The sequence below is a fragment of the Nocardia sp. NPDC041819 genome, assembly GCF_055590505.1.
Genome location: NZ_JBVJAP010000003.1, coordinates 461,331 through 473,360 on the forward strand (window position 1 = coordinate 461,331; position 12,030 = coordinate 473,360).

Consider the following 12,030-nt stretch of genomic DNA (forward strand, 5'->3'; position numbering starts at 1 on the left):
GGCAGCGCAGCGTCACCACGCAGGGCCCCGCTCATGCGACCAACAACCACAGCATGAGCGGTCAGGCCCGGAGGAGGCAGCGCAGCGTCACCAGACAGCGCTCCCGCTCATGCGCGAAAGGACACCGATGAGCACCGCCGAACACCAGGAATTCCTCGCCTCGGTGCGGGCGCTGCTGACCAAGCACGCCGGGTCGGCGGCGGTGCGCGCCGCGATGGACACCGAACTCGGCTACGACCCGGCCCTGTGGCGGCTGCTGTGCGAGCAGATCGGCGTCGCCGCGTTGGCGATCCCAGAGGAGTTCGGCGGCTTCGGCGCGGGCTTGGTCGAATCCTCGCTGGTGGTGGGCGAATTGGGCCGCACGCTCGCCGGGGTGCCGATGCTCGGATCGGCCGTGCTCGGCGCGCAGGCCGTGCTGCTGTCGGGCGACGCCGAAGCCTGCGCGCGGCTACTGCCCGAGGCGGCTGAGGGCACGCGCACGATCGCGGTCTGCTGGGCGGACGAGCGCGGCTGGGACGAACCGGGCGTGCGCGCGACGGACGACGCCCTCACCGGGACCGCGCACTACGTGCTCGACGGGATGTCGGCGGGCACCCTCGTCGTTGTCACCCGGACCGGCCTGTTCGAGGTCGAGCCCGCCGCACCGGGTGTCACCCGGCGATCCGCGCCCACCATGGACCCCACCCGCAAGCTGGCCGAAGTCGATTTCGCCGACGTGCGCGCCCGACGGCTCGGCTCGGGCGACCAGGCGGCGGCCGTGGCCCGGCTGCGCCGCATCGCGTGGGCGGCGCTGGCCGCCGAGCAGGTCGGGGCCGCCGATCGCTGCCTCGAGATGACGGTGGACTACGCCAAGTCCCGGGTGCAGTTCGGCCGGGTGATCGGCAGCTTCCAGGCGCTCAAGCACCGGATGGCGGACATGTACGTGCTGCTGGAATCGGCCCGTTCCGCGTCCATCGCGGCGACCGCGGCGGTGGCGGCGGACAGCCTGTCGGCCGCCGAAGACGTCTGGGCCGCCCGCGTGCACTGCTCGGAGGCGCTCACCGCGATCGCGGCCGAGACCGTTCAGCTGCACGGCGGCATCGCGATCACCTGGGAACACGACGCGCATCTGTTCTTCAAGCGCGCCCACGGGGACGCGCAACTGTTCGGCGCCGCACGCCGTCCGGTGGCGCAGCCGGCCTGAGCCGGGGCAGGGGCGCGCCGGGGCGACGGCGCGCCCTGTCCCGAGTGGCTGTCAGCGGCTGAGCCGATGAACTAGGATGTGACACGCGACACATGCGCATAGGCGGGGATGCGTTTTCCAGTGGCACCGCAGGTCGGGATCGGTGCCGTCACGAGTCGAACTGCCGGCTCGTCACCCAACAAGTCGTCGGGGCCCACCAGCTGGGAGGATGCCATGACGCGAACAGTGAATTCCGATCACGAGGTACTACGTTCCACGATGGACGGGCCGGTGTTCGGCCCCGGCGACACCGGGTACGACCGGGCTCGCGCCATCTGGAACGCCGACATCGACCGGCACCCCGCGGTGATAGCCCAGTGCGTGTCGCCCGGTGACGTGGCCGCGGCGCTGGCCTTCGGCCGGGAGCGCGCGCTGGAGATATCCGTTCGCGGCGGCGCCCACTCCTACAGCGGGACCGCGGTCGGTGAGGGCGGCCTGATGATCAACCTCAGCGCGCTGAAGGGCGTCGTGGTGAATCCGCAGGCCGAGCGAGCCCGGGTCGGCGGTGGAGCGACGATGGCGGATCTGGACGCCGCGACCCAGGCATACGGGCTGGCGGTGACCGGCGGGGTGGTCAGCGACACCGGCGTCGGCGGCCTCACCCTCGGCGGCGGCATGGGCTGGCTGACCCGCATGGCCGGACTGGCCATCGACAACCTCGTCTCGGCGCAGGTGGTTCTCGCCGACGGCCAGGTGCTGCGGGCGTCCGAGAACGAGAACGCGGATTTGTTCTGGGCATTGCGCGGGGGCGGCGGCAATTTCGGCGTCGTCACCGAATTCGAATACCGCCTGCATCACGTCGGGCCAGAAGTGCACCTCGGCCTGTTCTTCTGGGACATGCCGGACGGGACGGATGCGCTGCGCCTGATCCGGGAGTTCATTCCCACTCTGCCGCGTCGGTCGGGCGCGTTGATAGCGCTGGCCATGTCGGCGCCGCCGGCGCCTTTTGTTCCGGAGCGATACCACGGCCGAGCGGGGCATGCCCTGATCGTCGCGGGTTTCGGCACAGCCGAGGAGCACACCGCCGCGGTGGCGCCGATCCGCGAAGCACTGCCGCCGCTGTTCGAATTCCTCGGCCCCGTCCCGTACGCCGGGCTGCAACGGATGCTCGACGGCGCGGCGCCATGGGGCTTGCGCGGGTACGAGAAGGCACTCGACCTCGGCGATTTCTCGAACGACGTGATCGCGGTCCTGACCGCGAACGCCGCCGAGAAGACCGCGCCGCTGTCGTTCATGCCGATCTTTCCGCTCAGCGGCGCGTTCAGCACCGTCGGTGAGGACGACACGGCATTCGGCGGCGCGCGCACCCCGCATTACGGGTGCAATATCACCGCGATGGCTCCCGACGCCGAGACGCTGGCCCTCGACCGGGACTGGGTGCGCCGCACGTGGGAAGCGTTGCGCCCGATGGCTTCCAACCGCGGCGGGTATGTGAACTTCATGGCGGACACGGACCGCGACCGGGTCCGCGAATCCTACGGAAGCGTCAAATACGCGAAGCTGGCCCGCATCAAGGCCGTCTACGACCCGTGCAACGTCTTCCACCGCAACGCGAACATCGCCCCCGGCTGACTCACTCGTTCGAGCGTCTACCGGACGCGCCGGGGCGCAGGCCGTCCAGAACGATCTCCACGAGCCGCCGCCAATCACCGCTACCGCTGCCGATGGTCGCGGACATCGCGCCGACGATCATGTAGACGTCGGTCACCGTGCAGTCCTCGCGCACCATCCCGGCCGCCCGATCCCGCTCGACGAGCTCGCCGATCACCTCCTCGAGCCTGCTGCGCGATTCGCCGCGCGGCGCGCTGCCCGCCGATTGCCGCGCCGCCTCGATGGCCGCCGACAAGCCCCGATCGGCGGTCAGCACCTCGCCCACGTGGCGCAGGTAGCGGGCGAGCCCTTCCCCCGGCTCGGCACGCAGGCATTCGGTGCGGGCGAAATCCTCGATCTCGGCGAAGCGCTGCGCGGCCGCTGCCTCGATGAGGTCGGTCTGGGTGGGGAAATGACGGTAGACGGTCCCGATACCGACTCCGGCGGCGCGAGCGATCTCGGGCAGTTGCACCGCACTGCCGCGCTCGGCGAACAGCGCGCGAGCCGTAGTCAGGATGCGGGCGCGGTTGAGCGCGGCGTCCGCGCGCCGCGGACGGGGCGATGGTGGCCTTGACACCGGCGATCCCTCCATGTTTACCCTTCAATCGGAAGCGGAATCCTGTTCCGTTTCATGTCATCGAAGGGTAGCAGTTCATGTCCCACAATCGTTTCCGCGTCCTGAACCCAGGCGAGGCACGAGCCGGCCGGGTGCCGTTGCCGCCCGCCTTCGCGGTGAAAGCCACCACCGCCGACACCGAAGGCAGGTTCTCCCTGCTGGAGGTGACCCTCGCGCGCGACATCCCCCGGCATACCCATCACGTCGCCGACGAGTGCATCTACGTACTCGAAGGCACACTCGACGTCGAATTCGACGATCGGACGCTCTCCGCGACCCGAGGCATGTTCGTCCTGCTGCCACACGGGGTGCCCCACGCCCTGCGCTGCGGGTCACAGCCACCGCCACGGGTACTTCAGATCTCCTCACCCGGCGGCTGGGAGTGCTACCTAGAGGACCTCTTCGAAGCCGGTGCGTCGGTGCTGACCGACGGAGCGCTGGACCCGGTGAAGATCAATCCGATCGCGGCGAAATACGACATCCGCTACGAGGAAACGGCTTGATCCGGTCGATCGCGCCTGTCGGGCAACAGCTTTGACGACAGTGCGGTTCACTTGCGATAGCCCCCGATAGAGCAGGCCGCTGCACCGGGGGCACCCGCTTCGGATCATGTGGCCGACTTCACCGCCAATAGATAGTTAGCCTATGTAATAATATTTCCTGTGCAGCAAGCTCAGGTGAACGCAGCGGATGACATCGTCGTCGACCTTCTCGTCACCGCGGGCAGGCTCACTCGGCTGGCCGGGGTGATCAGCGGCGACGACCTGCCGCGCGCGATGTTGCGGGCACTGGCGGTGCTCGACGAACACGGAGCGCTGCGGGTCAGCGAATTCGCCAGGATCGACCGATGTTCACAGCCGGCGGCAACGGCGCTGATCGGCAAGCTGGTCGCGGAAGGTTTCGCGAGCCGGCGCAAGGACCCGGAGGACTTCCGGGCCGTGATCGTCGAACTCACCCCGGCCGGGCGGGCCCGTCTGGCCGAGTTCCGCCGAGCATTCGCCGCCGCGATCGGCGGACATCTTCCCGGCTTCGACGCCGAACGCCTGGCGCGGCTGGACACCGAATTACACGACTTGCTGGAGGCCTTGAAAACGGCTACGCGACAGCACGATCCGATCTCGAGGGGACATTGATGAGCACTTTGGCTCCCACCCGCGCCGCGACGCCTGCCGCGGACGACACCAAGCAACCGAAAGCCGTCTGGGCGGTCGCGTTCGCGAGCGTGATCGCGTTCATGGGCATCGGCCTGGTCGATCCCATTCTCAAGCCGATCGGCGAACAACTGCACGCCTCACCTTCCCAGGTGTCGCTGCTGTTCACCAGCTACATGCTGGTCACGGGTGTGGCCATGCTGATCACCGGCGTGGTGTCGAGTCGCTTCGGCGCCAAGAAGACGCTGCTGGCGGGCCTGGCGATCATCATCGTGTTCGCCGCGCTGGCCGGCATGTCCGACACGGTGGCGCAGATCGTCGGCTTCCGCGCGGGCTGGGGTCTGGGCAACGCGCTGTTCATCGCCACCGCGCTGGCCACCATCGTCGGCGCGGCCAGCGGCGGCGTGGCCCGCGCGATCATCCTGTACGAGGCGGCGCTGGGCATCGGCATCGCGACCGGCCCCCTGGTCGGCGGCGTGCTCGGCGGAATCAGCTGGCGCGGACCGTTCTTCGGTGTCTCGGCGCTGATGGCCGTCGCGCTGGTCAGCATCGTCGTCCTGCTGCCGGAAGGCCCCGAGCCGGCCCACCGCACCTCGATCGCCGCGCCGTTCCGCGCGTTGCGTCACCGCGGTCTGCTGATCGTGAGCATCACCGCCCTGCTGTACAACTTCGGCTTCTTCACGCTGCTCGCCTACACCCCGTTCCCGCTGGACATGGGCACCTACGCGATCGGCTTCATCTTCTGCGGCTGGGGTGTGCTGCTGGCGATCGCGTCGGTGTTCCTGGCTCCCCGGTTGCAGCGCCGGTTCGGTTCGCTGCCGATGATGGGATTCTCGCTGGGGCTGTTCGCGGCGGATCTGGCGATGATGGCCGTCTTCGCCGAGCACAAGCCGGTGCTGATCATCGGCACCGTGCTGGCGGGCCTGTTCCTCGGCGTGAACAACACGCTGATCACCGAGGCCGTGATGATCTCGGCGCCGGTCGAGCGGTCCACCGCTTCGGCGGCCTACAGCTTCGTCCGCTTCGCGGGCGGCGCCGCCGCGCCCTACCTCGCGGGCAAGCTCGGCGAGCACAGCATCGCACTGCCGTTCTGGGTGGGCGCGGCATGTACCGCCGCCGCGGTGGTCGTGCTGATGGCAGGGCGCACCGCCTTGGCCCACCTCGACGACCACGATCCCGCACCGCACAGCGTCGAGGAAGCCCAGGCCATCACGGTCGGCGACGACTGACCCGATACCCCGCCGGAGGCAGCCACCAGCGTGGCTGCTTCCGGCGTTTCCACCCCTGGCGCCCGCCGGTGCGAGGAGTACGGTCGAGAAATATGACCGAAGCGAAGCGGGGCCGCGTCAGCGTCGAGACCAGTCAGAAGCGGGTGCGCGTCTATCTGGGCGGTCATCTCGTGGCCGACAGCGCGCGACCGGTGCTCGTGTGGGAGAACCCGCACTATCCCGCCTACTACCTGCCGGTCGCGGATCTGCGCGCGAAACTGGAACCGAACGGACATACCCAGCACTCCGCCAGCCGCGGCGACGCGACCGTCTATGACGTCATGGTCGACGGCACCACGGCGGGCGGCGCTGCGCTGCGATATCACGACTCGCCGCTCACCGAATTGCGCGATCTGGTGCGGTTGGAGTGGAACGCGATGGACGAGTGGTTCGAGGAGGACGAGCCGACCTACGTCCATCCGCGCAACCCGTACTCGCGCGTCGACATCCTGGCCAGCTCACGGCATGTGCGGGTGGAGATCGACGGCGTCACCGTCGCCGACTCGCGGACGCCGCGCATCCTCTTCGAAACCGGGTTGCCCGCGCGGTATTACCTGCCGATGACCGACGTCCGCATGGACTTGCTGCACCCGTCCGCCACCCACACCAGCTGCCCGTACAAGGGCACCGCCGACTACTGGACCGTCCGCGTCGAGGGCGAGGAGTACCCCGACTACGTGTGGGGCTACCGCACGCCGCTTCCGGAGAGCCAGAAGGTCGCCGGGCTGGTCTGCTTCTACAACGAGAAGGTCGACATCTACGTGGACGGTGAACTTCAGGAACGCCCCCGCTCGCCGTTCAGCTGAGTTCAGTGACAGCCCGCATGCCCGTTCGCGCACGAACGGGCATGCGTGCGCGGCGGCTTCGGTCCGCGCCGGGCCGACCCCATGGTCCGGTCGGGCAGGACGGCGCCCCTCACACACCTGAGTGCGGACAGGTCGGTCACACCGCGACCAGAGGCGTGTTCTCACCCACGCGGCGGTATTGCCCCGGCGCCAAGCCGTATTCGCGCTTGAAGGCTTTCGCGAAAGCGAATTCGGAGGTGTAGCCGACCCGGCGAGCCACGGCGCCGAGACTGCTGTCGGTATCGCGGAGCAGGCGGGCGGCGGTGAGCATGCGCCAGCGGGTGACGTAGGACAGTGGCGGTTCGCCGACCGTCGCGGTGAAGCGCCGGGCGAGGGTCGCGCGGGAGACGCCCGCGATGTCACCGAGATCCGTCACGGTCCATGCTCGCGCGGGCTGCTCGTGCACGGCGCGCAGCACCGCGGCCACCGCGGGGTCGGCGAAAGCGCCTGCCCAGCCGGAGGATCGCACGTCGGCCTGCTCGTCGAACCAGGCGCGCAGGATGAACAGCAGCAACGTCTCGAGGATCGCGGGCACGGCCGCGTCGCTGCCCGGACGCGGCTCGGCGATCTCCGCGGCGAGCAGGTCGACGGCGCCGCGCAGCGCCGGATGACGCCCCGGACGCGCGGGCAGATGAATGAACTCGGGCAGCTCGTCGAGGATGGGGTGGCTGCGCCCGCGTCCGAGTTCATAGGCGCCGCACAGCAGCGCGGTCCGGACGCCGGGCCCGACGATCTCCCTGGGTTCGCCGGGCAGCGCGGTCTCGGTGACCGGGCTGTCCAAGCTGTCCACCAGGTCGTGGTCGGCCCCGCGCGGCATGAACAACACGTCCCCCACACCGAGCGCCATAGGCTCGCCGCCGGTCGGCACCACCCAGCAGGAGCCCTGCAAGACGACGTGGAAACCCGCGCCGGGCACTACGGGATACCGGCGGCCCCACGGGGCGTGCCGGATGAACAGGCCGGAGGCGGGGCTGCCGGTGCGGATGGCCGCGATGGCTTCGCTGAGGATGTCCACTTGTAAACCGTAACTCTTACCGTGAGCGTTTAAGACAAACTATTGCGCTTTACTAGCATTGGTCTACTCGACGGATGGCAATAGATTCGTTCTCATGACATCAACCAAAGCCTCCCCCGTCATCGCCGTCTACGGCGCCACCGGACACACCGGCGGCTACCTGCTCGAGGAACTGCGCCGCCGCAACCTCGCTCCGATCCTGGTCGGCCGGGATGCCGATCGCATCCGCGCCGCCGCCGATGCGGTGGATCTGCCCGGCGCCGATGTCCGGGTGGCCGATCTGACCGACCACGCGGCCCTCGTCACCGCGTTCACCGGAGCCGACGCGGTGATCAGCAGCCTGCCCGCCTACGTGGAGCACGGCTCGGCGGTGCTCGCCGCGGCCATCGAGGCCGGTGCCCACTACACCGACATGTCCGGCGAGCAACTGTTCCTGAAGCGGGTCTTCGACGAGTTCGGCCCGCGCGCGGCGGCGGCGGGCGTCACCGTGGTCTCCGGCATCACCGACAGCAATCTCCCCGGCGATCTACTCGCTCACCTCACCACGCGCCGGGTGACCGGCCCGGCCGAGGTGGTGCTGAGCCACCTGAGCAACAGCGGCGGCAACGGTTCGAAAGGCAGCGCCAAGACGGTCTTCGCCAGCTTGGACTGGTTCCGCGGCGGTGGCTGGCACTACGCCGATGGCGAACTGCGCACCGGCGCTACCGCGCGCCACGACAAGATCACCTTCCCCGGCCACACCGAGCCGACGGCGGTCGCGAAATTTCCGCAGCCCCCCGTCCTCACCATTCCCCGGCACTCGGAGGTCTCCTACGTCGAAGGCGTCCTCGCCACCTCGATCCTCGACACGCTCAGCGGGTTCACCGCCGAACTGATCGACGCGCTACCCGACGCGCCCAGCGCGGACCTGCGCTACGACCTCGTCGTCGACGCGTTCGGCGCGGACGGACATCGCGTCCGGGGCGTGCTCAGCGGCGTCGACTCCTACCGCGATTCGGCGCTGATGGCGGTGGAGACAGCCGTCCGGCTGACCGAGGGCGCCGCCGCACCGGGGGCACTCGCGGCCGCTGAGGCGTTCGACGCGACCGATTTCCTCGACGCGCTCGCTCCTTTCGGCATCACCTGGCGTATCGAGGAAACCGATCGCGCCGGTGATCGGGCATAGTCGAACGATGACCGACAACCGGCCGCCGCTCGCCGTCGCACTCGATCTCGCGCCGCACCCGGAGGGCGGCTGGTATCGCGAAACCTGGCGCAGCCCGGTGGAATTCACCCCGGAGGGCTACCCGGGCCCGCGCGCCGCCGCCACGGCGATCCATTTCCTGCTGTTGCCGGGCGAGCGGTCGGCCCCGCACACCGTGCGCTCCGACGAGCTGTGGCTCTGGCATCGCGGCGGGCCGCTGGCGCTGGACATCGGCGGCGAGGTGGTGATCCTCGGCCCCGACCTGGAGCGCGGTCAGGCGCTCCAGGCCGTGGTGCCGGGTGGCGTCAGCCAGTCGGCGCGACCGGCCGGCGCGGAATACGCGCTGGTCAGCTGCATCGTCGCGCCGGGATTCGACTTCGCGGACTTCCGGCTGGACTGAGCGGGTTCAGCGCACCGGCACGGTGGCGAATTGGGCGAGTTCGTGCGGGTCGTGGGCACTGAACATCCGCACCCGGTCACCGTGGTCGGCGCGCAGCGTGCGCAGCCGCTCCAGATTCTCCACCCGCTCGCGGCCCAGCGTGCTCGCGAGGACCTCGAAGACGCCGAGCCCGACCGGCGGGCGCGACCTTCCCGCCGCCAGCTGCCGGTGGTGGAAATAGGCGTCACCGCAGTGCAGCAACCACCCGTCGCTCTGCCGGACCGCGACGCCGCTGTGCCCGCGGGTGTGCCCGACCAGCGGAATCAACATGATGTCCTCGAGCACCGGGACGGCGGTGAAGCCGAACCAGGTGTCCGCGCCGGTTTCGTGGGCAAGCCAGCGTGGGCCGTGCTCCCACTGGCGCGGCTGGTAACGCAGTTTCTCCCCGAGGGTGGGACGCTGGATCGCCGCGTCGAGTTCGTCGGCGAAGACGTGCACTGTCGCGTCGGGGAAGTCGGACAGCCCCCCGGCGTGATCGATATCGAGATGGGTCAGCACGATGTGCCGGACATCCTCGCGCCGATAGCCGAGCCCGCGGATCTGGTGCAGCGCCGTGAGTTCCGGACGCAGCCGGGGTCGCAGCAGTTGCGCGGTGCCGGCACCGAGCCGGCCGCGGTCGAGCACGTCGGCCATGCCGAACCCGGTGTCCACCAGCACCAGCCCGTCATCGGATTCGACGAGCAGGCAATGGCCGACCAGCCCGCCGGTCAGCAGCCCACCGCTGCCCAGCAGCGCGCGCCCGCCGACCGGGCACATGGTCGCGCAGTCCAGATGCCGCACCAGCATCGCGGAAACTCCCTCCTACGGCGCCGGATCGAACGCGGTCCGTTCCGGCACGAAGGTCCTTTTTGTTCCCGTCAACGTAGCCCGAGCACGACTCGCCCGCGACAGCACGGTCACCGCCACGGCGATCGGCGGGCAAACCGACCCGCGCCGACCGCCCCCGAAAACCCCGCCTACTCGGGGATTTCGAGCACGCCCTCGTCCACGGCCCAGGCGATGGTGCGCTCGAGGTTCGGACACGAGTCGGGGCGGCCCGGCCCGTGACCGCTCGCACTGAGTTCGGCGAAAACCGGGCAGCGCTCGGCCGGATCGCCGGTCCACTGCACCGAGGTCTGGTGCGGGCTGCTCTTGCGCACCAGCACCTGACTCTGGCAGGCCTGACACCGCAGCGGGGTCAGGCCGTCCTCCAGGTAGCGCTGCTGGTCGACCACCGTCTGGGCGCGCACTTCGGCTCGCCGAGCGGGCTGGTCGGCGAAATCGGGTGCCTTCGCCCAGGTGGCCGACATCAGACGCTTGCCTCGGCTTCCTCGGACTCGCGCTTGCGCCGCAGGTTCTCGGCGACCTCGGCCTCCCACGCCTCGTTCGCCTTGGTGGTGTCCACCTCGAACTCGAAACGCTGGGTCATCTTCTCGGTGACGTCGGCCAGGTCGACGTAGAACTGGTCGTACCAGCGACGCAGCTGGTAGACCGGCCCGTCCTCCTCGCACAGCAGTGGATTCTCGACCTTGGACTTGTGCTTCCAGATCTCGACGTCCTGCAGGAAGCCGACGCTGATGCCCTCGGTCATCTTCTCCGCCAGCTTGGTCGCCATCTCGCCCTCGACGCCCTTGGGCTTCTCCAGCGTGATGCCCCATTGCAGGACGAAGGAGTCCTGGGTGACCGGGTAGTGGCAGTTGATCAGGACGCTTTTCACCTCGTAACCGCTGTAGATGTTGATCAGCGGGTTGATCATGTACGAGGGCCCGAAGTAGGAAGCCTCGGACTTGAGCAGCGTGTCACCGCCGTACTTGGAGGCCATACCGATGTCCGGCCTGCCCTTGGTCTCCAGGAACTGGGTGGCGATGTGCCCCTCGAAGACGTTCTTGAAGTACGTCGGAAAGGCGAAATGAATGTAGAAGAAGTGGGCCATGTCGACCACGTTGTCGATGATCTCGCGGCAGTTGGCGCCCTCGATCAGCATGGAGTTCCAGGTCCAGTCGGTCCAGCCGCTGTCGAGCTGCTCGGTGGGGTTGCCGTCCGCGTCGGTGTAAGGACCCTCGATATGCGGAATCGTGACTTCCGGCGGCGGCTGGCTGCCCTCGTGGTCGTGCCAGACGAACAGCTGGCCGTTGCGCTCCAGCGTGGTCCACTTCCTGGTGCGCGCCAGCGGTGGCACCCGGCGCGCGTACGGAATCGCGGTGCACTTGCCGTTGGTGCCCGACCAGCGCCAGTCGTGGAACGGACAGGCGATGTCGTCGCCCTTGACCTCGCCCATGCTCAGGTCGCCGCCCATGTGCCTGCAGTAGGCGTCGAGCACCCGCAGTTCACCGTTGCTGTCCGCCCAGACGACGAGCTTGGTGCCGAAGACGTCCACCGCGTGCGGCTTGCCGTCCCGGTACGTCTTGGCCAGACCCAGGCAATGCCATCCCCGCGCATACCGGGTCGGTGCGGTGCCGACATCCAGCTCCCGGACCTTCGCACCGCTCCGCGTCGATTGAGCCGCCTCCCGGGGCCCTTCGTGGTGACGCACGCTGCCGCCTCCGGGCCCGTCGCTCGGCGGCGGTGGGGTAACTGCCATCGCGATTCCTCCTCCTTCTGTACTAGAACACGTTACAAAATTGACGCCCTAGACGCCAGCGATTCACCTCACTTCCTGCATGAGCGCATGTCCGGGTGGGGGTGAACACCGGTTCTCGACATAAATAGGAACCTGTTCTAG

13 protein-coding genes are annotated in these 12,030 nt (G+C 68.9%); 8 read left to right on the top strand and 5 right to left on the bottom strand.

The window, feature by feature from the left end; translation table 11 throughout:
• Positions 1–127: 127 nt before the first annotated feature.
• Together ACZ6DL_RS13835 and ACZ6DL_RS13840 are read left to right on the top strand one after the other, a co-directional pair.
• The gene (locus tag ACZ6DL_RS13835) at positions 128–1,183 is read left to right on the top strand and encodes an acyl-CoA dehydrogenase family protein (RefSeq protein ID WP_466051061.1); all 1,056 of its coding nucleotides are present in this window, start codon (positions 128–130) and stop codon (positions 1,181–1,183) included.
• Between the two features lie 213 nt (positions 1,184–1,396).
• Positions 1,397–2,794 (top strand): FAD-binding oxidoreductase, encoded by a 1,398-nt coding sequence (locus tag ACZ6DL_RS13840; RefSeq protein WP_466051063.1) that lies wholly within the window; start codon positions 1,397–1,399, stop codon positions 2,792–2,794.
• Between the two features lies 1 nt (position 2,795).
• On the opposite strand, the gene ACZ6DL_RS13845 is transcribed toward ACZ6DL_RS13840, so the two are convergent.
• On the bottom strand, positions 2,796–3,389 hold the full coding sequence (locus tag ACZ6DL_RS13845; RefSeq protein ID WP_466051065.1) for a TetR/AcrR family transcriptional regulator: 594 nt from the start codon (positions 3,387–3,389) through the stop codon (positions 2,796–2,798).
• Between the two features lie 77 nt (positions 3,390–3,466).
• Here ACZ6DL_RS13845 and ACZ6DL_RS13850 point away from each other — a divergent pair, with 77 nt between their 5' ends.
• The 4 genes from ACZ6DL_RS13850 (at position 3,467) to ACZ6DL_RS13865 (ending at position 6,653) form a co-directional block, all read left to right on the top strand.
• Positions 3,467–3,931 (top strand): cupin domain-containing protein, encoded by a 465-nt coding sequence (locus ACZ6DL_RS13850; protein WP_466051067.1) that lies wholly within the window; start codon positions 3,467–3,469, stop codon positions 3,929–3,931.
• A gap of 174 nt (positions 3,932–4,105) precedes the next feature.
• A complete protein-coding gene (locus ACZ6DL_RS13855; protein WP_393234360.1) occupies positions 4,106–4,561 on the top strand; it encodes a MarR family winged helix-turn-helix transcriptional regulator in 456 nt (151 codons plus the stop codon).
• A complete protein-coding gene (locus ACZ6DL_RS13860; RefSeq protein WP_466051069.1) occupies positions 4,561–5,808 on the top strand; it encodes an MFS transporter in 1,248 nt (415 codons plus the stop codon). The genes ACZ6DL_RS13855 and ACZ6DL_RS13860 overlap by 1 nt, the downstream gene beginning before the upstream one ends.
• 92 nt (positions 5,809–5,900) lie before the next feature.
• Positions 5,901–6,653, top strand: a complete 753-nt coding sequence (locus ACZ6DL_RS13865) for a DUF427 domain-containing protein (RefSeq protein WP_466051071.1) — start codon at positions 5,901–5,903, stop codon at positions 6,651–6,653.
• A gap of 136 nt (positions 6,654–6,789) precedes the next feature.
• Here ACZ6DL_RS13865 and ACZ6DL_RS13870 read toward each other — a convergent pair whose 3' ends face one another.
• Positions 6,790–7,707, bottom strand: coding sequence for an AraC family transcriptional regulator (locus ACZ6DL_RS13870; protein WP_466051072.1), 918 nt, complete (start codon positions 7,705–7,707; stop codon positions 6,790–6,792).
• Between the two features lie 94 nt (positions 7,708–7,801).
• Here ACZ6DL_RS13870 and ACZ6DL_RS13875 point away from each other — a divergent pair, with 94 nt between their 5' ends.
• Positions 7,802–8,872, top strand: a complete 1,071-nt coding sequence (locus ACZ6DL_RS13875) for a saccharopine dehydrogenase NADP-binding domain-containing protein (RefSeq protein ID WP_466051074.1) — start codon at positions 7,802–7,804, stop codon at positions 8,870–8,872.
• A 7-nt stretch (positions 8,873–8,879) separates the two neighbouring features.
• Complete coding sequence (locus tag ACZ6DL_RS13880) at positions 8,880–9,290, top strand: cupin domain-containing protein (RefSeq protein WP_466051076.1); 411 nt, start codon at positions 8,880–8,882, stop codon at positions 9,288–9,290.
• Between the two features lie 6 nt (positions 9,291–9,296).
• On the opposite strand, the gene ACZ6DL_RS13885 is transcribed toward ACZ6DL_RS13880, so the two are convergent.
• The 3 genes from ACZ6DL_RS13885 to ACZ6DL_RS13895 form a co-directional block, all read right to left on the bottom strand.
• A complete protein-coding gene (locus ACZ6DL_RS13885; protein WP_466051077.1) occupies positions 9,297–10,115 on the bottom strand; it encodes an MBL fold metallo-hydrolase in 819 nt (272 codons plus the stop codon).
• A gap of 170 nt (positions 10,116–10,285) precedes the next feature.
• Positions 10,286–10,618 carry a hypothetical protein gene (locus ACZ6DL_RS13890; protein WP_393234345.1) on the bottom strand — a complete coding sequence of 111 codons (333 nt, stop codon included), beginning with the start codon at positions 10,616–10,618 and terminating at the stop codon, positions 10,286–10,288.
• Positions 10,618–11,889, bottom strand: a complete 1,272-nt coding sequence (locus tag ACZ6DL_RS13895; RefSeq protein WP_466051080.1) for a Rieske 2Fe-2S domain-containing protein — start codon at positions 11,887–11,889, stop codon at positions 10,618–10,620. Before ACZ6DL_RS13895 ends, ACZ6DL_RS13890 begins: the two co-directional genes overlap by 1 nt.
• Between the last annotated feature and the right edge of the window lie 141 nt (positions 11,890–12,030).